The following is a 22,183-nucleotide window of genomic DNA, read 5'->3' on the forward strand; positions in this document are numbered from 1 at the left end:
CTGAGCGTCGCTTCAGATTCAAAGCAAAGGGAGACAGTTTTGCCAAATCGCAGGGAGTTCCTGACGGCTCTTGTTGCAACTTCTATCGCCGGCGCAGCGCAGGGAATAACATCTCCAGGCTCCACGCAGCACAAACGAGCCAGCCTGGTGCCCGCGGAGTCCCCAGGGATACCGAACTATTGGTGCACCTGGGCCGTGCAGAACTACATGTTTGGCCAGGGCGAACCTGCATTGAACACAACCATGCTCGAAGGCAGCTCAGGCAGTCTCCTTGCACACAACGCAATGACCGAAGAAGCTCTATTCGGCAGAAGAGGCTGGGCAGCGAGATTCTATCCGCGTGTCCGCAGAAACATCTATCTCCTGCTCGATGATGGTTGGCAGATCGGCGGCACGGCTACCTTCGATCTCGATCCAGTCAAATTTCCCTCGTACAAAGGAAGTTCCGCGCAGCGCCTGCATTTGCTGAACAAGGATGTTGCGGGTCACGGATGGAGAGGAGCGGCATTGTGGTGTCGCAACACACCAGACGGACCAGCTGGCCTTTCCCTGGAAAGCGAATGTGGCAACGCCGGAATCCATTACTGGAAGATCGATATAGGCGACCCGGAATTTGATCTGGTTCGCACACGGAACCGCGCTCAGATTCCTTTGACGCTCGAGCATGTACACAGCGAACCACCCGTCAACGGAGACTGGAAGAAAGATGGACGCTTCGGACCTCAACCGTGGAACTCGCGGAGAATGGACATCCTGCGCCACACCGACGTGTATCGAACCTACGATGTTACGTCGATTCTTTCGCTGCCGACAACACTTGACCGCGCCTCCGAGCTGCTCAGCAGCGCTGCTGGCCACCATGAGTTGCATAGCTTGTTGAACGTGGAAGACGAAGTATATGTTGCCGCGGTTCTGGGATGCACCATGGGAGTTATGCGGCACCCACTGCATGGATTACGTCCACAAAATGATGTGGACCTGTTCTTCAATGGCCAGCGCAGAACCAAACAGCGCATCGACGAGGTAGTACGCGCTCTGCGCTGGCAGCGTATCGCCGCACCTTACCCCTGCGGCATGGGAACATTTCACACAAGCTCTGAGATTCTGCGAGATGGATGGACGTTTTCTGCAGGAGAGACCTGGCAGCATGAACTGGTGGGACAAACCGTATGGCAAAGCGCTCCCGCCGTGCTCGCGCGCAACATCGATCTACCCGGGGTTCAGGCTTCGGGCAGTAAGCCATTTGTCTTCGCTGCGCGTTTTCCCAACGGCGCAGTCGCAATTGGCGCTCAGGAGCGCACACAACCTGGATCAGCATGGCGCATGAATCCTGCAAAGGTTACGCTGCATGTGGGCGACGCATCCGGGCCCTTCGGAATCTTCGGAGAATACGAACAGCTAACACTGGTCTTTGACAAGCCGCAAAAAGGTAAGCGAGTGCTCGCACAAGACCTTGCCGGTGATACATCAATCGATGTGACTCGCCATGCAAACTTCGATGGTGCAAGCGTCCATTTTGACGGAAGCATCCTTCGCACAACCGGGCTGTTCAACCGCACTCCAGGCGATCTCTCCTCGCCGGGAGCCGTAATCGCTTTAGTCTGAACATGAAATGAGCGTAAGAGACAAAGAGCCTGCTACTGGAAAGAAGATCATCCTATAACTCGGAGCGTTATGAACACGAGAAAGATCACTCGATGGATCGGAGTGTTATGTGCACTTGCTGTGCTGAGCTGTGAATATGCATCTGCGCAAAAGGCCACGGTAAGTTCCGATCTTGAGTTCCATGCATCCGACGAACAGTTGAACCAGGCGTTCACCTGGGCCAAACAGCAGGCGCTTGACTATGCGCGACCGGCAACGTCGCCGATCGGGGAATGGTATGAGGCCGCGCTTCCTGGCCGCAACGCCTTCTGCATGCGCGACGTATCCCATCAAACTACGGGGGCCGCTGCTCTCGGACTATTTCCTGCAAATCGAAATATGCTTGGCCGCTTCGCCGACGCAGTTGCGCCGTCTCGCAACTGGGCTGGCTATTGGGAGATCGACGGCGAGGGCAATCCTTCCACAGCCGATTACGTCTCCGATTCAGACTTTTGGTATAACCTGCCTGCAAACTTCGACGTGCTCGATGCGATTGTGCGTATGTGGCGCTGGACAGGCGACAACTCCTATCGAGACGATCCACGTATCCAAGCATTTTTTCGCGAAACGATGACGAACTACATCTCGCAATGGCAACTCGCGCCCGACGATATTCTTAAACGCCCGCGCATCGCCAATCAACGGCAAGCCGAAGGAAAATTCGTCCACTCCCGGGGCATACCAAGCTATACCGAAGGTCCAAAGGATTTCATCTTCGGCGCCGATTTACTTGCCGCCGAATACCGCGCCATGCGCTCCTACAAGGAAATTGCGGTTTCGTCCCAGGACAAAGTGCTCGCTGCGCGCCTGCAAAAAACTGCCGAACAGATTCAACAGCGGCTAGAAACCGTCGCATGGTCCGATACGGGCAAGCATTTCAATGGCGTCATCAGAAAGAATCTCAGCGGATTCGGTTCTGGTGACGCAATGGCGCTCTACTTCGACGCAGTCAAAGATCCAGCACACATTCAAGGCGCACTCGCATACCTGTCCGATCCCGCCTACTGGAAACAGATCAATATTGAAGAGGAAAGCTATGTCCCGCTCATACTCTTTCGATATGGCCGCACCGCCGCCGCATACCGTGTGCTCTTCGATCTTGCTTCTCCAGATAAGCAACGCCGTGAATACCCCGAAGTTTCTTACGCCGTCATCGACGCGATCGTTAGAGGCACGATGGGCATTGAGCCATCACATGCCGGCGATGCCTATGATGTACAAACTCTCCCGCAACCACTAACCAACAATGAGACCATGAAAGTTTCCTCGCTGCGCATCCGGGGCAATTTATTGGACATTGCATCGCATGGAGCCACCACCATCGACTTCAGCAACCGCCAGGGCCTCTCCATCCGCTGGAAAGCTGCATTCAAGGGAGATGTCGCGGTGTTGTATGCCAACGGTCACGCTGTGCCGGCGAAACACGGCGCTCTGCCAGGAGGAACCCGCACGAGCTGGATCACGATCACCGTATCTCCCGGCAGCTCCGCAGTCGTCAGCGAAATCAAACAATATGCGCAGCACTCCTGTGTACTCCACGATCAGCGGCGCGCGCACTCGCATTATTCCCACTGGGTTCGGCAATGTTCCACGTGACTCCAACCGCGCTCCAGGCGAAGTGGACTTCGATGCCTCTATCGCGAAGGACTTCTCGTTATGGCGGGAGCTAAGCTTCCAGATCCGTTTAGACGCATTCAACGTCATCAATCACACGAACTTCACTCAGCCGAATTCGTCGCTATCCGTTACCACAACATCGAACTCGGCTGCCGCAACGTTCCTCAACAGCACAAGTTTCGGCCAGATTACCGGCACGCAGCCTTCGCGAAGATTGCAACTATCGAGCCGCTTCTTCTTTTAGCCTCCAGGTGGTGAGGAGTACAGGGCGGCCGGAACGAGTCGGTACCCGGTACTCCCACCGCCCTCTTTTCCAAAGCTATTCCGCATTTGCCTTGCCTCAAATATTGCTTCGCAAGGAATAACGGCTCGACTGCTCCGAGCCGTTATTCCTTGCTACGCCACATTCAAGAAGCAAAGGCCAAACGAGTATGGCCCCGGCCCGGTATCTTAGTCGCAGAATTATCTTCATGTTTAGAATTACCTTGATCGCCTCCGAGTCGGTCAGCCAGCGTCTTCCGTCAACTGTCCCCAACAGGCAGTTCGCCCAGGCATCCTGCACACGGCGAGAACTGTAACCTAAACTAGATACAGTATGACGTCAGATAAGGCAGTCCTCATCCATTTTTCCGGGCACGATCATCCCGGACTCACGGCAGAACTTACCAGCTCACTCGCCCGTCATCAGATCGTAGTACTGGATATTGGGCAGGCAGTCGTCCACGAAAGCGTCTCGCTCGGAATTCTGATCCAAATGCCTACTGCCGGCAGCTTCGCTTCCGCGAAGACTGACTTGACGGCCCGCGCGAACGAACTCAATCTCCAGGTGCGGTTCGTCTCCGTTCCCGATGACTCGCTCCATCACTGGCTGCGCGGGTTGCACAAGCAGCACTTCATCATTACCGTCCTCGGTCGCTCCATTTGCGCAAACCATCTTGCGCGCGTAACTTCCATCGTCGCGGCACATGAAATGAACGTGGATCGCATTGACCGTCTCTCCGGCCAACTCTCGTCCGACGATCCTTCCGGAAATGCTTGCATCGAACTGGCAGTCAGCGGCGAAGGCGCGCGCGAGCCCGCCATGCGTGCCGAGTTCCTCGTCGCAGCGCAGCAACTCTCCATCGACATCGCCTTTCAACGTGAAAGCATCTTCCGCCGCAACCGACGCTTGTTCGCATTCGATATGGATTCGACGCTGATTCAGGGTGAGGTAATCGATGAACTTGCAAAACTGGCTGGCGTTGGCGATCAGGTTTCACGGATTACAGAAGAGGCGATGCGGGGTCAATTGAACTTCGACGAGAGCTTCCGCCAGCGCGTTGCACTGCTCAAAGGTCTAGAAGAACAGCACATCCACACATTGTTGCGTAAGATTCCGCTTGCAGAAGGCGCAGAGAGACTCATCCGCACTCTTCGGCTGCTTGGGTACAAAACGGCCATCCTTTCTGGTGGCTTTACGTTCTTTGCCCATCATCTTCAGCAAATGCTCGGTATCGACTATGTCCACGCGAATGAGCTCGAAATCATCGACGGGGTCGTAACTGGTCGCGTGATACCTCCCATCGTGAATGGCGATCGCAAAGCCGATCTTCTAGCGGAAATTGCCCGCGACGAAGACATTTCACTGGAACAGGTAGTGGCTGTCGGAGACGGAGCGAACGACATCCCGATGCTGAGGCTCGCGGGAATGGGTATCGCCTATCGCGCCAAACCGTTGGTACGCCAAAGTGCCCCTCAGTCCATCTCGTCATTGGGCTTGGATGGATTGCTCTATTTGATTGGCGTTCGCGATCGCGACCTTCATCCCCACGAACCGTCGGCCTGAAAACGATCGGCCCGCCACACTCATGACGCAATTTCATCTCAAACAAACGCCATACCTTGACACCTCAATAGCATAGGGACTCGCCTTCTTTTGCAGCAAATTTGAACGCCACTGATCTCATCATCTTTGATCTTTCCATCTACTCTTTCTAAATCCGTTGCAGACACAAGCGCGCGAGCCAGACTTCAGCTCGCGCTAGCCTGGTTTCTACTCGGGCCATTGAGGGCATCGACATCAGAAAGCGAAGGAAGCTGATAAACGATTGCTCCATCGGATCCTTTTCCTTGAGCTGAATCGGGTCAGCGGCTAACTTGCGATTTCCGGAAAGATCGTCACGCGCAGATGCGTCGCCCCGTAAGGTACCAGCGTAATCTTCTCGGTTTCTGAATCTACCTGCGCAAAGGCTAGGTCCGGTAGGGGCGGAGTGAACAGCTGGTCGCTCTGATTTGTCCTATCTTGCAGCGTGTAACCTTCAACCTTACGCGCGGCTACAGAGAGGGTGACGGCTGGATGCGACCACGGATCGTCTGCAAGTTCTTCTGTGGACTGCTCTACCTTCACCTGATTTTCGAGCGCTTCAGAGCCGAGGACGAGAGCGTAGTTCCACGAACCGGCAGGGTTGGCGTTGTATCCCGGGAAGGCGGCAGTTGAATAGTCCGGTACAGTAAAGGTGGACCAATCCTCCTGAATAGGCAGAGAGAAAACCAGTGGTCCGCGCTCGAGCGCGACTCCCCCGTAGGGCCAGGACGTACGCCCCAACTCCATCGGGAGTGTAAGAGTCAGCGTGTCGCCGGGATGAAAAAGACGGTCCAGAGTAACGAAACCATTTCGCGGCGTGATGGCAACGAGTTCTCCATTCATTCTGAGCTGTGGATGACGGCACCAGGCTGGTATGCGAAGCGAGAGCGGAAACCGTGCCTCATGCTGGCCCTCAAATTTGAACGCGATACTGTCGCGGAAGGGATAGTCTGTCGTCTGCACAATCTCGACTGGCGTGCGCTCGAAGCCTACCGTGGTGCGAACCGTTGATGGACCATAGAGCGTCGCGGCCAAACCACCATTCGCAGAGCGCATCCACATGCGGCTGACATAGTTGGGATAGAGACGATGCACATTACCGCCACAGCACGCGGTGCGACGGCCTGGATTTGGTTGGTAGGCCATCATGTAACCACCATGTTCCATCACGTTGTGGTCCGACTTTTCGGTTGCGAGGAACTGATTGGGACAGGAGAAGTATTGCAGCGCCTTCCAATCGTTACGAATAGCCCCCGGGCCCGCATTGAAACAGGCGCGTTCGATGCGGTCGCCCCATCGACCATCACCGGTGGCTTGCAGCATATAGCCCCAACCCCAGGTATGGTCTACTATGTCGCAGGTTTCGTGCGAGTCGAGGGAAGTGCGCGTGCGGAACCATTCCGATGTTGAGGGTATACCGTCGACCAGCATGTGATGCGAGAAGATGCGTTGCTGCGCCGCCAGCGCGAAGCGCAGGTATTCCGGATTGCCGGTGTACATGTAGAGAATTGCCGGCAGCTTCGCGGTCTCGGCATACGTAACACCATGCGCGTGAATGGGGCCACCTGCAAAGACGCGCGCTTCCCCAAGGTCCCCGCTGTCGGGTTTCGCAGCTACCTGCGCCAGGTAGCGCCGCCATGAGTCTTCAGCGAGTGCAAGCAACTTCGTATTGCCGGTCTGGCCGTAGCACCACAGCATCGGTTCGAGGTTCGTGATATTGCGTTCGGGCAGCCCATAATCCGCAGGGTCGTTGAGGTAGTGTCGCTGCATAGCCTCGACGATGCCAACCGGACCCACATGGGCTTCTGCACAGGCCATCAAAGAACGGAAAAAAACTAATTGCGGCCAGCGGTGCTCATCGCCTACCGGGTTTTCAAAGAAGGCAGGGCCAAGGTAACCATTTGCCTTGGTATGCTGCAGCGTGAACAGAATGGGTATTTGGGTCTTCTGGAGAAGCGCGGTGTCGCGCATCACGATGGCCAGCCGTGTAGCACCGTCGATCCAGTAAGCGCGCTGCTCCCATGGCCACCAACTGGGCCCCTGTTCGAGACCGTCCCAGTAGCTCGCGCTAAAAGGCCAGGAGATATCTGGTAACTGAGAGCCAAGTTGGGCTGCCTGTCGGGAAAGATAATTGCGCAACCAACCCTGCGGCTCAACGGCACCGGGAGCAAGCTCGACGAAGGCGCCGTGGGTAGATGTGGCCGGAGCACCTTCTGCCGCGTGCACTCCTTGCGCAAATAAAAACGCTGCGCCAGCGGCACCCAGCTGGAGGAACTGTCGGCGATCGAGTACAGAAAGGTGCGTTGAGTTTCCATCACACTCAGGGTTCATCTAATCTCCTTGAGAAGCTACGCTCAATGATTATCATGAATACCCTTGTCTTGAAGAGTTCCATGCAAGAGCACGGTTCTCTGGTGAGTCGCTAACACTGTTTTGAAAGCCGCGCTGCAAAGCGAACTAAGAGGCAAGCCGATCATTGTAGCCAGGCGCTGCTAACGTTGCTTTCCGATAGGCGATTCAATTACCGTGAATTGCGTTTGCGAGCCGTCCGAGGAAAGATACGAGGAAGCAACCAGCATCTGCATGAGTTCAATTACTTCTTCTTATCCGTTGTCAGGGACACGGCAAATCCGTTTTGCACAATGCTCTTGCCAGCAATCATGTCCGACTGATTGCCATTCCAAATAATTTGATAGGTCGCAGCCTCGTTCGCTCCAGCGAAATGGATGTTTATCTTGCCGAGAGACGAAACGGCGTCGAGGTTGAAGAAGATGTGATCGCCTCTAATCCTAAGATCGCGAATAGAGCACGCGTTGAAGCACACTCCTGCGTCATTCGACAAATCGATATAAGCGTCGCCCAGCATGGGATGCATCATTTCGACCGACGTCATGCCGCTGCCCGGTCCCCAGTGAAACCCGGTAAGCGCACCCGATTCGTCGGTGAATCCGGTATGCGCCCAGTTTTCCCACGGCGCGATAGCAAAGGTAGAACGAGCTGCCCCAACAGCACGCTCCAGATATTCCTGGTTTCCAGTTGCCTGGTAGTAATGCCACAGCAGCACGGCGGCGTAGGCTTCGCGGGCGTCGCTCCACTCAGCATCAGTGTTCTGAGTGGTAAAGCCGCCTACAAGCTTCGGCGAAAACGCGGGGTTGTTCCATACCTGCTGCGTGAGCAGCAGATAGTCCAGAACATGAGTGCCCGTGGTGAGATACTCTTGCTCCTTCGTGATCTGGTATAGCTTCAGATAAGCCGCCGCTGCCTGAATTTGCGAGAGATTGTTTTGCGGATACTGCGCGGTCCATGGATCGTAGAAGTCAAACGGCTTGCGCGCACAGGAAAGAAACGTCTCAAAATCGAACCAGCGCTGACGCGGCAACACCTCGCGTGTGACAAAGTCCATCGTCTTCCGGGCAGCCGCGAGATAATCATGATCTCCCGTAGCCTCGGCCAAAGAAGCAAGGAACAAGCCTGAGGCCGCAGTCTCAGCGTTGAAGTCACGGAATTCCTCACGAGGTTTAAGATCGCTGTCATACCACGCCGGGATAACTCCGCTCGCAAGTTGTTGCTTTACAAGAAAATCCCCAAAGGGGCGCAGAAACGCCACAATTTCCTGCTCGCGGTCCGGTGTCAGATCCTTGCCCCACTTCAGCATCCAATAGCCGGTCCACGACATTCCGAAGGCATGATAGTCATCGCCGTAGCCAGCCCACCCATCGGAGTGAAGCCATTGTTTGCTGTCCACCAGATAGATCGTCGAAAAAGCTCCACCATCTCGCGGGCTACTCAATACCAGATTCAGCACAGATTCCGCTTTGTGCTGAATATCAGCATTATCCGTCCGGCGGCCATAGAGGTACCAACCATAGGCGGTGCGCAGGGTTTCAAACCAGGGGTTGAACCACGCATCCGGTCCGGTTTGCTGCTCCCAATGCCCGCCTGGATTTCGGAAGCTCGCTAACGTACCGCACTGTTTGCTGCCGCACGGAAAACCTCGGTATACCTCATCCGCATAGCGCAGCCACGTGTCGGTTGACCAGTCCTGAAAGGTGACCAGCCATGGACGCGTCACATTCCGCTGCGCATCGTAGGAAGACAGTAACTCTTCTCGCCCCTGTTGTTGCCAAAGAAGACGTACCGCGCGCCTGTAACCAAGTTTGGAAGGCTGTTGAGACGCTACGATCGAATATCTGTATTCGATCACTCCCTCCTGACCAACAGGTGTACTCGTTTCGATGACCTTAGGCTCGCCGGTTGTCGAACGTCGAAAATAACTATGACCGTAGGGCTGAGACGGAATAGCTCCATAGGCGAGCCATGGGAGTTTTTGCGAAGTAACGTCGAGATCGAGTGCAAGCGGAACGCTCAGGCGCTCGCTCAACTTCGGCATAAGTGCCGCAAAAACCGGCCCCTGCTGAAGCATCACCACCGGAGATTTGAATGACCAGCTGGGAATGTCGTCATCCGCTTCGTTCTTGATGTTCTGGCTCCAGACGAAATCGACGGGGCCCTCAGGATCGTCTGCCGCTCGCCTTCCAGGCGCAAAGTCATACCGGTCCTCTACGGAGTTAATTCGGACACCAGACTCGGGCATAAATCTTACCGTGACGTTAAGTTCATCCGGCTCCGGCGTGAGATGGATACGCTGCTCGAATTTCCCGATGCCGCAGTCTCCACGCAAGAGGATGCCGTTAGGAATTACATCCTCAGTCTGAAGAACGCACGAGTGGGGAGTATTAGGAGTTCCCAGAGTCACCACTCGCGTCGCAGCCTGCGCAGAGAAAAGCGCGGGCACCCATTGACCATCCACTTTAATTTCGACACGTTCGATGGGCGATGGGCCGAGCTCGACGACCATGCGCACCGAACCAGCAGATGACTCGAGCGTTGCCGCTCCCAGTGCAAGCGTGGAAGCGGCGAGTATGTAGCCTGCAGCGATGATCTTCAACATGGCTCCTCCGTGAGCATGAGGAAAGTTAGTGCACGCCTGCGCCACTATTCCCCGGACCACCAGCTGGCTGAAGCGCAGGCAAACGCTGCTCTACAGGAGGCAATGGCGGCAGAGGTTCGTGGGGATCGGCCTGATACCAATACGCAACGGAGTAAAAGTTATCCGAACGATGGTTCGCGTTTCCGTGCTCAATCGTTGCCTTGAAAGATTTTTGAAAAGGAATAGGCTGCGCAAGATGGAACCGATACACGCTGGAGCGGCTGCCGGCAAGTTCAGCCCCGACTACCGGAGCGCCGTAGAGTTGATAAGAAAAAGGGCGCCCGCCAAAATCCCACGCACCGAGAAAATAATCTTCCGTTCCCGTGCCGATAATCTGTGGCGTCTTCGCCCCATCGATGAAGAACATGTCATCTCCTTCGCCCCACCACATGTCCTGGTTCTGGAGCACCGACATCGTCACACCAACATATTGTCCATGTCCTTTCGCCTCCATCCACACATAGTTGCCTTGGCCGTCGGAATTAGTCTTGTCATTAACCAGCGCGTCCTGGTTTGTCTTCCAGTTATTTGTCCAACCACGATTCGGCTGCGCCTGCTGGTACTCGGCGTGAAAGTACAGCGTGTCCCGAGACAGCGGATGCGAGTAAGTTCTGTAATCAATGTTGTAGTAGAGGGCATTGATGGGTTGGTTCCCCTCATTCGTAACAGTAATGCGCGCATGACTCGCGAATGGCATCGGGAAAAAGCAGTTGAGAGACTTGTCATTGCCAACCGAGAGCATCTCTGATTGCCATGTGTGGTATTCGCCAAGCCCGAGGCCGAAGAAGTCACCAATCGGGGCCTCTACGCTAGGGCTGGTCTCTCCGTCCCAGTACATGCGAAGGACGATGCGTTTGAGGTTGTAAGGTTCGTTATCGGCAATGGTGAACCATATATGCGCAATCGTTCCCGGCCCATCGACATCCAGCACAGTCGCGGTCGCCCCCGGACCGACTGTACGAAAGTCTTGATTCGCCCCGGTCGGGTCCGTGCTCGACGCACGATGAGGCGTGTACGTCTGCTGCTGCGTCAGGTCGGGCCATGAGCTCGGACTCTGGCCCCATGCTGCCACACACACTCCCAACAGGAGCGACATCGATACAAATCGTTTCATCACTGCGTCCTCATTTCTTCGCTAGTCAATTCCAAACTCATGCTGCATCCTCTCCAGCGATATGCCGGAGGTCTCCGGATAGTAGAAGGCGATAACAAAAAGATCGAGAACCATCATCACGCCAAAAAATATAAACGGATACGCCCCCGATGAGGTGGCCATGACAGGAAATACCAGCGAGATAATCGCGTTCGTAATCCAGTGCGATGAGCTCCCCACGCTTTGCCCCTTGGACCGCACGCGGTTCGGAAAGACCTCGCTCACATAAACCCAGATGACGGCGCCCTGCGAAATTGCAAAGCACGCAATGTAGGCCATCAAAAACCATACAAGCCAGTCCATGTGCTCGCGCGTATAGAAGATCGCCGAAACTCCCGCCAGGCACACCACCAAGCCACTTGTGCCGATGAGCAGCAGCTTCTTTCTTCCAATATGGTCAATCACGGACATTGCGGCCAGCGTAGCTACGAGGTTCATGGCGCCAACAGCTACGGCCTGCAGATTGCCCGACATCTGGCTCGCTCCAGCGAGCGCAAAGATGTCATTGAGGTAATAGAGGATTGCATTGATTCCCGACAACTGACAGAACATCCCCACCGTAATGGCCAGGAAAATAGGCTTTGCATATTTGCGCGAGAACAGTGGCTCCTTTGAAGCCGCACGCTCAAGGTGAACCGACGCCACAATCTCATCCAGCTCCGCCTTCGCATCCGTCACACCGATCAACCGCAGCACATCCAGCGCTTCACCGAGTCTCTTCTGCATTGCGAGCCAGCGCGGGCTTCGCGGAATCGTAAACAGCGCGAGAAGGAAGAGCAGCGCCGGAATGCCCGAAACGCCAAGCTCCCATCGCCACTCCATCGCTCCAAAATGCATCGTCCCGATAAGGTAGTTCGACAGGTAAGCCAGAAGAATGCCCACAACGATGTTTACCTGAAAGAAGCCTACAAGTCGCCCTCGCCAGTTCGGTGGCGCAATCTCAGCAATGTACATCGGGCCAAGTACGGACGACCCTCCAATGCCGAGACCGCCAATAAAGCGAAATACGATCAACGACGTCCAGTTCCACGCAAAGGCGCAGCCCAGCGCGGAAACCACATAGAAGAGCGCCATCACACGCAACGAGTCGCGTCGCCCATACCGTTGCCCTGGGATCCCTGCGCCGAGTGCCGCTATCACAGTCCCAAGAAGCGCGCTGAACACCGTTACGCCCAGAAGAAAAGGCGACAAGTGAAATACGCTGGTCAACGCCTGAGTCGTGCCGGAGATAACAGCAGTATCAAAGCCGAACAGCAATCCACCCAGAGCAGCGACTACTGTTCCCTTCACAACATATGAGTTAATGTTCATGCACTCTCCATCGCAACAGCATTGGAAGCGATCTCTCGAAGAGATGGAAGAATCCGTCCCATCTCTGCCGGCGGAGCAGTCGGTTGTCCAAAGGCAAAGTACACGCCGCTGAACAGCGGATACAATTCGTCATACACTGCGGCCCCATATTCATCAGGCAGGTAGCTCGTGCACGGCGGACACAATGCCTCCTGCGCCTCTTGCACCGTCTCAAACTCACCACATGCCAAAAATGCGAAGATCGCAGACCCCAGACTTGTTACGTCTCCCGATGGGACCAACACCGGCTTGTTCAGTGCATTGGCATAGATGCGGTTGAGCAGAGGGCTCTTCTGGGGAATACCGCCGCCATTGATGATGCGGTTCACCTGCGATCCGTACTCGCTCATTTGCTCCAGAATGATCCGCGTATGCAGCGCCGTTCCCTCAATAGCAGCAAACAACTCATCCTGCGCTGTGTGCGTTGGATTCCAGCCAATAGTCATCCCGCCCAATCGCGGATTCACCAGCACGGTGCGGTCGCCGTTGTCCCACGTCATCCGTAGAAGACCTGTGCGGCCTGCGCACCACGAATCCATCCCTTCGCTGAGAACAGCAACTGAAGAGCCCGCACGCCTCGCAATTCCATCGAAGAGATCGCCCACCGCCGAAAGCCCTGCCTCAATCCCCGTATACCCCGGCAGCACAGACCCCGGCACGACACCGCACACTCCCGGCACCAGCGACTGCGCTTCGCTCACACCGATCATGCAAGTCGAAGTGCCGATCACATTCACGACATCGCCCAGCCGAATGTTCGCCCCCACAGCATCCCAGTGCGCATCCAGCGCAGCCGTTGGAATAGGAATGCCCTCCTCTAAGCACAGTCGCGCAGCCCACTCCGCACACAGCGAACCTGCGATGCGGTCCGACGCAGCATAACGCCCCGCAAGCTTCTGCCGAACACCTTTTAGGAGAGGATCGACCGAGACGAGAAAATCATCAGACGGAAGCCCGCCCCACTGTGGGTTCCACATCCACTTATGCCCCATGGCGCAAACGCTGCGCGCAACATCCTGCACAGAATGGACACCGCACAGCGTGGCAACCACCATGTCGCAGTTTTCAAGCGCAGTGGCCAGGCGTTCGCGCTTCTCTGGATTGTGCCGCATCCAGTGCAGTAGTTTGGCGAATCCCCATTCAGAGGAGTACATCCCTCCGCACCAGTCAATCGCCTTCAGATTTTGAGCGTGTGCTCGAGCAGTAATCTCCTCCGCTTCACGCCATGCGCGGTGATCACACCACAAGTAGTAATCATCGAGCGGATTGAGCTCATCATCCACAGGAATCACACTCGATCCTGTCGCATCCACGGCGAGGGCCTTCACCTGGCTTCCCTTTACCCCGCTGCTTTTCAATGCGGCGCGCATTGCCTTCTCCAGCGCATCCATCTGCGCCTGATGGCTCTGCGTAGCAAAATTGGGATCACGTGCAGAGCGGCAGAGCGGATACTCCGCAACACCTGTCCCCAACCGGCCTTCCTGGCTGTCGAACAGAGAAACGCGCACGCTCAGAGTCCCAAAATCAATTCCAGCGACGATACTCACCGCATCTCCCGCTTATTTGAACTCAACCGCGCCGCACAGATGTACCTGAACGCCCAACGCATGAAACATCGCCGCCTTCACTGCGAGCGCACGCGCGGCATCCTCCGCCGTGGGAGCATAGACGATATTTACGTGATTGGCACGGTGCCGAGCCATAAACGAGTCGCGCGACACACCATCGAATACTGCGCTTACCATCGGCCACTGAGACGTCGTCTGACTCCAGCGACGCTGCGTCTCCTCGTCAGGCAGCTTCACGACAGAGCCGAGCCCCATATCGACATGCAGACCGCCGCCTTCTACAAACACACGGCTCCAGACAATCTTTCCCGGCCGGCCAATTCCCTTCAGCGTTCCACCGCCCAACGGAAAGTACATCGGCGGCTGCCGATCGCTCGCCGCGCCGCGATATCCATCCACGAAATGACTCGCCGGAGCCGCTCCAGAGATTTGCAGCACCCAGACAAAGTCATCCACACCATCCCCGCGATAGTGTTCGCCCCAGCGAAGATCATGCAGAGTCGTGGCCGGATCAAGCCCAAGCGCGGTCCAGCAACGGTTCGTCACCAGCGCATCCAGCCCAGCGCACTCATCCACTTCATTGAAATGAGGCAACGCTCTTCCAGCAAACAACTCCTCTCCCGCTTCGCTATACACGGGAGGCCGATCAGTATTGTTGAGCAGCCCTTCCACCAGATCAGACGCCGGGACCATGTCCTTCAATCCCTGCTGATACTGAATGCCAATCGCATCACAGCCGAATTCGCTGGCAATTCGAACGGCAGCAATATACATCTTGCACTGCTCCTGAATCTGCGCATCGGTCAGCTCTGTCTTCGCATCCTTGCCGGTATGGAAGCGCATTCCTTTCTCATCCAGCCACCGTCTTATCGCGCTCGCGTCATCATCGCGAACGGTCCGCATCCGCGCAACCAGCGCCGACTGGCTCAGACGTTCCTTATAAACGCCAAGCGGGTTCAACAGTTCGTCGTCGATGATGGCGTTATACATCCCCATGCAGCCTTCATCGAAGACCCCCAGAATGGCTTTCTTCTTCTGCACCTCAGCTGCCAGCTTCTCTCCAATACTGCGCTCGCTCGCTGGCAGCACATCTACGTTCAAACCACGCACATGCGACAGATCATGCGTAACCTTTCCTTGCTTAATCCATTCCCGCAGGCGCGACAGGAAATATGCGTCATCAAATCGTTCGCTCCACAAGGTGTTGAACTTCACTCCAGCCTTCACCAGCGATCCATTCAGGTTCAGCAGACCGACCAGACCAGGCCACTGCCCCGACCAATTCGCCACCGTAAGAATCGGACCGCGATGGCTGCGCATTCCCGGCAGAACATGATGCGTGTACTGCCACGCCGCAGTGGCGAACACCATGTTCGCCTCCGGATCGATTCCGGCAAAAACATCCATGCCCATCCGCTGGCTGGAGATGAACCCATGTCCCTTAGCGGTATCCACCGGAAAGGCACGCCGGACTGTGACGCCTTCAGCAGCAAACCGCTCCGTCAGGAGCTTCTCCAATTCCTGCTGCGCCGGCCAGCACACTTTGTTGGCGGATTCCCGCAAATCGCCGCTGGTAACAAGTACAACTTCTTTCATCGATTCACCCCTGTTGTATGGACGTTTACTGATTCGAGATTGATCTTGCGACAACTACAAACCTCAGCCACCATTCTGCCTGACATGCTCAAAAACGAATTACAGAAATTCCGAATGGTGAAATGTGGAGAGATTGCACGCCGATCTAAGCTGCTTTGTGGAGAAATTCTTCCACTTTGGCCTGCACGCATGCGCAATCCTTTGTCCATACCCCTGTCACCGCCCGGCCAACAGGAGATTCCCGTTGGCCGGTATCGGGGTGTGTTTTAGAAGATCAGCTTCAACGCAAATTGTAGTTCTCGCGGATTGTTGACTTGCGTTGAAATCGACCCCGTAGTGCCGTCTCCAAGATTAGTATCCGGAGGACCGAACTGCGGGTGGTTGAAGATGTTGAAGGCCTCCGCACGGAACTGAAGATTCACGTTTTCGAACAGGTGCGTATTCTTAACCCCGGAAAGATCAAGGTTCGCCACCCCAGGAGCCCGAAGCGAGCCAATCGAACGCGGGGAGTTGCCGTAGGTGAACGCAGCGGGCGCGCTGAAATCAGCTACGTTGAAGTAGGCGTTCAGGCGCTTGCTGATTGGTGTATGCAGAGACGGATTCTTTCCGTTCCAGTTAGCGCGCTGTGTCCCGCCATTGTTGAACAGCGTATTGGCAGCCATCGTAACCTGCTGCGGTGTGCCGCCCAAAACAGTGCCGATGCCATTGATCTGCCATCCGCCGATAAGATAGTCCGCAAACCTGCTGCTATGCGCCCAGGGCTTTCCCTTACCAAAAGGAAGCTCATAGATGCCATTGATGGCAAGGTAATTCGGAGTATCGAACGTTGCCAGCGACCACTCACCGCGAAGATTGTCCCAATCCTGCACTGCGCCGCCGCCAAAGTTACCTCCAGGGAAGCCCGTCGTTGTGGCCCCGACGTTGTCCATCAGCTTGGACCACGTCCACGAACCAAGCAGACTGAAGCCATTATTGAAGCGGCGTTCTACCTTCAATTGCAGCGAGTTGTAAACCGAGGCGCCGTAGGAAGACCCATTGCCCAGCGTAACTCCCGTGAACTGCGGATAAGGCAGCAGCAGCTGGCTCTTCGCGACAGTAGGACCACTGAGTCCACCCGTAGTGATCTGTCCATAGAAGGGATTCGTCACCTGCGCCTGAAGCTGCGTTCCCATACTCAGATATTGGTCCGGAAGCTGATCGGCGTTGTAGTCGCCATACAGGTGAACGCCGTGGCTGCCGGCATAGGCGAGGTCAACCAGCACATCCTTAGGCAGAGTTCGCTGCACATCGAAATCCCATTCCTCCGAGTAGGCAGTATGGCGATTGCGGTCCATGCCAACAACAGACTGGCCAAGGTCGGTGGCGAGTCCTTGCGAACTCCCCGTGGCATAAATGAATCCCTGCGGATAAGGATTGCTGAGCAGATTGAGCGGATGGACACCATCGAGCGTTGTAACCCACGGCGTGCTGCCGATGAAGCCCGTACTGGGAACGCCGTTATTGTTGTATCCGCTCCCTACCGTCGGCCCCATGAAGATGCCGAAGCCGCCGCGCACTGCCGTGTTGCTGCCAATGCCGTACGAGAAGCCAAGACGCGGCTGGATGCCGGCTCGTTTATCCGGATTGAACTGATAGCGTGAGAGCCCATTCACACCCGGAAAGGAGAGACCACCAACAAGATGCATGCCCGGCACCTGAAGCGGTGAAGCCGACGTGGGGTCCCAATCTGTGATGCGATTGTCGCGTTCACGCCATGGTGTGTTGTAGTCATAACGAATGCCGAGATTGAGCGTAAGAGAAGGAGTAGCCTTCCAGTCATCTTGAAAGTAGCCACCGTAGTAGCGGAAACTATTGATCTCGTCAGGCCCACCCGTATAGTTGAAGCCGAAGTCGCCTGAACCTGTGAGGAACGAGGCAAACCCTACGCCCGTACCTGCATTGAAGGGGTTCGGCCCTTGAGTCCAATCAGGCCCAAAGACATAGAACCCGGCGCCGTTGTTGAACCGCGCGGTCGTGAACATGCCGATACCGAAATCCCCGCCCATCTTGAGCGTGTGCGTCCCGGCAACGATCGTGAGATTGCCATCCTCGTGGTAGATCTGGTTCGCATCATTCAGAATGCCGATCCAGCAGAGTTGCCCAAGCAAACCGCCCCAGCCAACATTGGGGATCGACTCACCCGTGCCCAGGCCTCCAATGATTGCCGTCGGAAAGCAAGGAGGCGTCTTCTTCGCAAGATCTGCGAAATAGGACGGGAAGCCGAGCTGTGTCGGATCGAAGCCAAGCCCCGGAGGCGTTCGCGCCAGATGGAAGCGGACATAGCTCGAGTTAAGCTCCAGCACAACGTGCGGGCCCAGCACAGTCGTGTCGTCGATGGTTGCCTGCATCTGGCGCAGCGTGTCTGGTCCCAGAATCGGCGAACTGACTTTGAAATTGGGAGTATTGCCGAAGATCGGCGGACGTACCTGGTGCGTGGTCGAGATGGAAAACCGGCCGAAGAGCTTGGAGTTTTGCGACAGTGCCTGGTCGATGCGGACCGAGTAGTCATCCTTGTTGATCGGTGAACTAGAGTTGGAGATGAAGTTATTCACACCCGCACCTTTGCCCGGCTGGTTGGGCAAAGGAATGTAGTTCAGCAGATTGGACGCAACCTGATCGATCTCACCCTGAGGAATCTTGTTGCCTGGAAACTGCGTGCGAATAAACTGCCCCGGATGCGCCGGATCGGCCACAGTGGAGAAGGGATCATAGATGGGAACGACGTTGCCATTCTGATCAAGAGGCCCCGCGGAAAAATCACCCGTGCGCTCCGCGGCAGTTGGAAGCGTGCCGGTCGTAGTCAGGGCCTGGGTCCAGCGCAGTCCTTCATAGGAAAAGAAGAAGAAGGTCTTGTTACGAAAGATGGGCCCTCCGACGCTGCCGCCAAACTGGTTGTAACGGAAGGGTGCGCGTGCAAGCCCGGCTTGATTGGCGAAGAAGTTATTCGCATTCAGGCCGGTGCTCCGATAGAACTCATACAGCGTGCCATGAAACTTGTTGCTTCCGGACTTCGTAATGACGTTGATGACGCCGCCGGAAGAGTTCGAAAACTGCGCGCTGAAGTTGTTGGTCTGCACCTTGTACTGCTGCACCATATCGATGCTGGGATAAAAACCCGGCCCGTTCAACGCAGGCTGAGTGTTCATACCGCCATCGAGAAGAAATACGTTCTGGTTGGGACGCGCTCCATTGATGGAGATGAACTGATCGTTGTACTCGTCAAAGGCCGTCTGGGTGAATCCGGCGGAAGGCAACACGCCAGGAACAAGCGCTGCAAAGCTGTAGCTGTTCCGGCCGTTCACAGGCAGGTCGACGATGGTCTTGTTGGAGATGACCTGGCCAAGCGAGGAGGTCTCAGTCTGCAACTGCGAGGGCAGCTCGGTAACAGTGACCTGCTGCGCAACCTGTCCGACCTGGAGCGTGCAATTGATGGTAAGCGCGTCCTGGACGTTCAGCACGATATTGGATTGCAGATATTGGCTGAAGCCGGACGCCTGGATTGCGATCTTGTAGCTTGCCGGCGGCAGAAGCGTCAGCGAATAGTAGCCGCTGTTGTTGGTCGTCGCCGTACGAGTCTCATTCGTGGCGACGTTGGTCAGGGTGACACCGGCGCCGGCAATCACGTGCCCGGAGACATCTTCAACCGTCCCCGTAATGGAGCCGGTCGCCGTTTGCGCGAAGAGCGGTACCGAGCAGATACACAACGCAGCGAATATGGCCAGCCCGGCCCTCAGGGCCAGACGCAGATGGCTCAAAAAACGCGGCGAACGAATTCCTTTGGTGAAACGATTCATTTTCAGCCTCCGAACGATGCTCTTCAAGCGAGCGCAATATGGAACACTACGAGGCTCCGGGACAACGAATATACAGAAAACACAGGAAACGGAGCCGTGCTGCTGGTGCGAGGGACCCTTCGAGTCTTCGCCTCGAATAAAGTGAAACCTTTAACTCAACGACACCACGCATTCAAGCACCAGGATGCATTCACTGTCAAGAAAATATTTTTGGGTGAGCCCTCAGCCCATCATGCCGCCGTCAGCGCCGCTGCCGGGTCGACTCCCGGACAACAAGCGTAGGCACAATCCGCACCGCCGAAGGCTCTCCCGTCCGCTTCCCTTCGATGCGGTCCATCAGAATCGTAGCCGCACGCGCGCCCATTTCATAGCTAGGCTGCACCACCGCCGTCAGATGCGGGTGGAAGGAGCGGTCCACTGCAAGATCATCAAACGTAGCCAGGGCGATATCTTCCGGACATCGTTTCCCCGACTCTTCGAGCGCCTTCAGCAACCCTAGTGTCATGACGCCATTGCAGACAAAGACCGCAGTGGCCTTGCTTCTTCCTCGAAGCAGTTGTTTGCCAAGCCTGTAGCCGGACTCATCGCGAAAGTCGCCCTCCAGCACCAGCGCAGGATCAACCGATATGTCTGCTTCATGCAGTGCCTTCTCGTATCCTGCAAGGCGCTCGCGCGCTATCTGGGCGTCAAGCTTTCCGGTAATGATCGCAATCTTTCTGTGCCCCATCTGGATGAGGTGCCGCAAGCACTCGTGTGCGCCGCGGACATTGTCCAGAAGCACAGCATCGGTCTTGACTCCGGAAACAGGCCGGTCGATGCACACCACCGGCAATCCAGAGGCGATCGCGCTTTGAATGTGGTTGGTATCGTGACCAGGCGCTGACGCAAGCAGTATCCCATCGACACGATAGGAGCGGAGCGCGGATACGACGCGTCGCTCACGTCCGATCTGCTCGTCCGTATTCGCGGTGACAAGAAAATAGCCGCGTTCGTACGCACTGTCCTCCGCACCTCGAATCACCTCTGGAAAAAAGGGATTCGTAATGTCGGGTACGACGATTCCCATCATCCGGGTTTGTTTCACCTTCAGGCTGCGCGCAATCTCATTGGGGTAGTAGTCCAACTCGCGAATGGCAGCCTGAACCCGTGCCAGCACCGGAGCGCTCACTCGCTTGGTGCCACGGATGACATTGGAAACCGTTGCAATCGAAACGCCGGCGCGTTGTGCCACTTCCACGATCGTTGCCATTGAGTTAGGTTTCGCCCCCGCTTGCTGAGTGAATTCGCTGCCGATGGGCCTGACCGATATTTTGTATCAGGAGCCTTGTTAGTGTAGCCCAGGTGATGAAACGGCCCGTTTTCTTGCTCCAGACTGCCGTTCCTGCTTGAACGAACGGGCCCTTTTTAAGGCACACTTAATCTCTCGCGATTAGCCTCTTCCTATCTGGCACTCTGACAGAACAGAAGCATGAGGTCGCAAAGGAGAATTTAGATGACAATGAAGCGGATTTTCATGACTCTCGCGCTATGCATCAGCGCAGGAGTCCTGTCTGCCACCGCGCAGACCAACTGGCAGGTAACAAACACCTTCCACATCGGCGGCGAAGGCGGCTGGGACTACGTCACCATCGACGCGCCGCAGCATCGGCTCTTCGTTACCCGTGCAACCCACACCCTGGCCATCGACGAAGACTCCGGCAAAGTGCTCGGCGACATACCCGGACAGGTCCGCTCCCACGGCGTGGCCTTGGTTCCGAAGCTGGGCCGCGGCTTCATCACCGACGGTGGCGGCAGCGGGGCCATCATCATCTTCGATCTCAAAACCTACGCCGTGCTCGGCCGCATCCCCACCATGCCCGACTCCGACGGCATCATCTACGACCGCAAGCTCGACAAAGTCATCGCCGTCTCCGGCGACGGCAACGCCCTCATGACCTTCAGCCCCGACATCGACCCGAAGAACGGCAAGATTGACCCGCCCATCGATCTCGGCGGCGCGCCCGAGTTCCTCGCATCCGACGGCAACGGCAAAGTCTACGTCAATCTCGAAAACAAGGACCTCGTCGCGGTCGTCGATCTGCACTCGCGCAAAGTCATCGCCCGCTGGCCCGTCGCTCCCGGAGGCCACCCCGTAGGCATGGCCATCGATCGCGCAGGACACCACCTCTTCATCGGTTGCCGCAATCCGCACGTGCTCGTCGTCATGAACACCGACAACGGCAAGGTCGAAGCATCGCTGCCGATCGGTACCGGCGTCGACGCGACGCAGTTCGCCGACGGCCACGCATTTGCCAGCTGCGGCGACGGCACGCTCATCGTAGCCTCCGAGAAGAACGGCACGTGGGAAGTCGACCAGACAGTAAAAACCGCGGCAGGCGCCCGCACCATGGGACTTGACCGGAGAACCGGCCAGATATTCCTACCCACGGCTGAGATGCAACCAAACGGCACAGGTCGCCCCAGGCCCAAACCTGGAACCTTCATGATCGTAGAAGTCGGACGCAAGTAGCACACAGACGAGACGCACCGGAGCAGCCAGTATCAACGCGCTCCGGTGCAACTCTCTTCAGATGCGCCAGTAGCCAGACA

The 22,183-nt window shown here is 56.2% G+C and carries 13 protein-coding genes; 5 read left to right on the forward strand and 8 right to left on the reverse strand.

What is annotated here, in order from left to right:
* Positions 1-39: 39 nt before the first annotated feature.
* From IEX36_RS06530 to serB, 4 genes are all read left to right on the forward strand, one after another.
* Positions 40-1,605, forward strand: a complete 1,566-nt coding sequence (locus IEX36_RS06530) for a hypothetical protein (protein WP_188758449.1) — start codon at positions 40-42, stop codon at positions 1,603-1,605.
* A gap of 69 nt (positions 1,606-1,674) precedes the next feature.
* Positions 1,675-3,240 carry a hypothetical protein gene (locus IEX36_RS06535; protein WP_188758450.1) on the forward strand — a complete coding sequence of 522 codons (1,566 nt, stop codon included), beginning with the start codon at positions 1,675-1,677 and terminating at the stop codon, positions 3,238-3,240.
* Positions 3,158-3,505, forward strand: a complete 348-nt coding sequence (locus IEX36_RS17765) for an outer membrane beta-barrel protein (protein ID WP_444542338.1) — start codon at positions 3,158-3,160, stop codon at positions 3,503-3,505. The genes IEX36_RS06535 and IEX36_RS17765 overlap by 83 nt, the downstream gene beginning before the upstream one ends.
* A 351-nt stretch (positions 3,506-3,856) precedes the next feature.
* On the forward strand, positions 3,857-5,086 hold the full coding sequence (gene serB / locus IEX36_RS06540) for a phosphoserine phosphatase SerB (RefSeq protein WP_188758451.1): 1,230 nt from the start codon (positions 3,857-3,859) through the stop codon (positions 5,084-5,086).
* A gap of 306 nt (positions 5,087-5,392) precedes the next feature.
* Here serB and IEX36_RS06545 read toward each other — a convergent pair whose 3' ends face one another.
* The 8 genes from IEX36_RS06545 to IEX36_RS06580 form a co-directional block, all read right to left on the reverse strand.
* Positions 5,393-7,435, reverse strand: coding sequence for a beta-L-arabinofuranosidase domain-containing protein (locus tag IEX36_RS06545; RefSeq protein ID WP_188758452.1), 2,043 nt, complete (start codon positions 7,433-7,435; stop codon positions 5,393-5,395).
* A 262-nt stretch (positions 7,436-7,697) separates the two neighbouring features.
* A complete protein-coding gene (locus IEX36_RS06550) occupies positions 7,698-10,055 on the reverse strand; it encodes a glycoside hydrolase family protein (protein ID WP_188758453.1) in 2,358 nt (785 codons plus the stop codon).
* A 25-nt stretch (positions 10,056-10,080) separates the two neighbouring features.
* Positions 10,081-11,208 carry a glycoside hydrolase family 172 protein gene (locus IEX36_RS06555; RefSeq protein WP_188758454.1) on the reverse strand — a complete coding sequence of 376 codons (1,128 nt, stop codon included), beginning with the start codon at positions 11,206-11,208 and terminating at the stop codon, positions 10,081-10,083.
* Between the two features lie 21 nt (positions 11,209-11,229).
* The gene (locus IEX36_RS06560) at positions 11,230-12,558 is read right to left on the reverse strand and encodes a sugar porter family MFS transporter (RefSeq protein WP_188758455.1); all 1,329 of its coding nucleotides are present in this window, start codon (positions 12,556-12,558) and stop codon (positions 11,230-11,232) included.
* Complete coding sequence (locus IEX36_RS06565; RefSeq protein WP_188758456.1) at positions 12,555-14,144, reverse strand: ribulokinase; 1,590 nt, start codon at positions 14,142-14,144, stop codon at positions 12,555-12,557. Before IEX36_RS06565 ends, IEX36_RS06560 begins: the two co-directional genes overlap by 4 nt.
* A 12-nt stretch (positions 14,145-14,156) precedes the next feature.
* Entirely contained in the window at positions 14,157-15,761 is a 1,605-nt protein-coding gene (locus IEX36_RS06570; RefSeq protein WP_188758457.1) for a fucose isomerase, read from the reverse strand.
* A 266-nt stretch (positions 15,762-16,027) separates the two neighbouring features.
* Positions 16,028-19,594, reverse strand: coding sequence for a TonB-dependent receptor (locus tag IEX36_RS06575; protein WP_188758458.1), 3,567 nt, complete (start codon positions 19,592-19,594; stop codon positions 16,028-16,030).
* 241 nt (positions 19,595-19,835) lie between these two features.
* Complete coding sequence (locus tag IEX36_RS06580) at positions 19,836-20,843, reverse strand: LacI family DNA-binding transcriptional regulator (protein WP_188758459.1); 1,008 nt, start codon at positions 20,841-20,843, stop codon at positions 19,836-19,838.
* Between the two features lie 249 nt (positions 20,844-21,092).
* Between IEX36_RS06580 and IEX36_RS06585 the strand changes: the two genes are divergently transcribed.
* Positions 21,093-22,103, forward strand: a complete 1,011-nt coding sequence (locus tag IEX36_RS06585) for a YncE family protein (protein WP_188758460.1) — start codon at positions 21,093-21,095, stop codon at positions 22,101-22,103.
* Positions 22,104-22,183: the final 80 nt, after the last annotated feature.

It is taken from the genome of Edaphobacter acidisoli (genome assembly GCF_014642855.1).
In the GTDB taxonomy this organism is placed as follows: domain Bacteria; phylum Acidobacteriota; class Terriglobia; order Terriglobales; family Acidobacteriaceae; genus Edaphobacter; species Edaphobacter acidisoli.